The following is a 1,265-nucleotide window of genomic DNA, read 5'->3' on the forward strand; positions in this document are numbered from 1 at the left end:
CTTAAATCTTCAACTATATCTAAATCATCTTGCCATACGTGCCTTTGGATTTGTTTTTGACACTGTTTATTTTCAGTGCATTTGTTCAATAGTGGGCATTCACGACATGTGTCAGAGTTTGACATATATAGTCTGTGCCCAGTTGGCATTGTTCTTTTGTAAGTTAAAAACTCATCATTAGGACAGATATAGCTATCATAATATTCATCGTAGATGAAATCGCGAATTTTGAAGAAACCTTCTTTTCCTTTTGGTCGAGTATACGGCATCACAGGTATCATTAATTTTTCAATAAGATAGTGTGCATTAGCTGGAGTTTTATATCCAGAATCGACTGCTACATATCTCGCTTTTAAACCTGCTTTCTCCATTCTTTCTATCATAGGTTTCAATTGCGTACTATCATGGATATTTCCTGGAGTGACGTGTGAATCTAAAATGAAGCCGTGTCTATCGACACATGCATGTAGCGAATAGGCAAATTGCTTTTCTCTCTCGCTCTTTACATAATAACCAGACTCTGGATCAGTTTTGCTTTCTTTTATATATTTAGTTTTCGCTTCCTTTTTCTTTTTTATAGGCTTTTTTCCATCGGCTTTTCTTAGAAGATTTACTTCATCATCCAATTCTTTTTGGTATGCTTTGGCTTCAATTTGAACAACTTTCTTAATGTATTTATTTTTATTAGCATTGGCTTTAATATGAGTTGAATCGATAAAAATTTGTTCGGTATTAATAAGGTTGTTTTCAAAAGCAATTTTTAAGATGTGTTGGAAGATTTCTTCAAATAACTTATTATCATAAAATCGGCGGGTGTAGTTTTTGCTAAAAGTACCAAAATGAGGAACTTTATCAAAGAATCCATAACCTAAGTACCATCGGTACGCTACATTAGTGTGAATTTCTTTTATAGTTTGTCTCATAGATTTAATGCCGAATAATTTTTGAATCAGAAGGATTTTTACTAAAATTACAGGGTCAATAGAGGGTCTGCCATTATCTAAGCAATATTTATCTTTCACTAAATCATAAACAAAGTTAAGATCTAATACTTTTTCAACTTTACGTAACAAGTGATCATCAGGAACTAATTGAGATATTGAAATCATTTCAAGTTGTTCTCTGTTATTAGAAGATTTATTTAGCATACTATCACCTCATTATCTTATTACTATCATTATACAAGAAATGGGGAAAAGGTTATTATGTAAAATGTTAAAAAATAAAAAATGCCGACAAGTCCGTAGGACTTTGTCGACAGTCTG

General features: G+C 32.0%; 1 protein-coding gene. It reads right to left on the minus strand.

What is annotated here, in order from left to right:
• On the minus strand, positions 1-1,148 hold a 1,148-nt coding region (locus KRR19_RS12150), incomplete at its 3' end, for an IS1182 family transposase (RefSeq protein WP_216733652.1).
• Positions 1,149-1,265: the final 117 nt, after the last annotated feature.

This window comes from Staphylococcus sp. CWZ226, from assembly GCF_018986355.1.
Taxonomy (GTDB): domain Bacteria; phylum Bacillota; class Bacilli; order Staphylococcales; family Staphylococcaceae; genus Staphylococcus; species Staphylococcus simulans.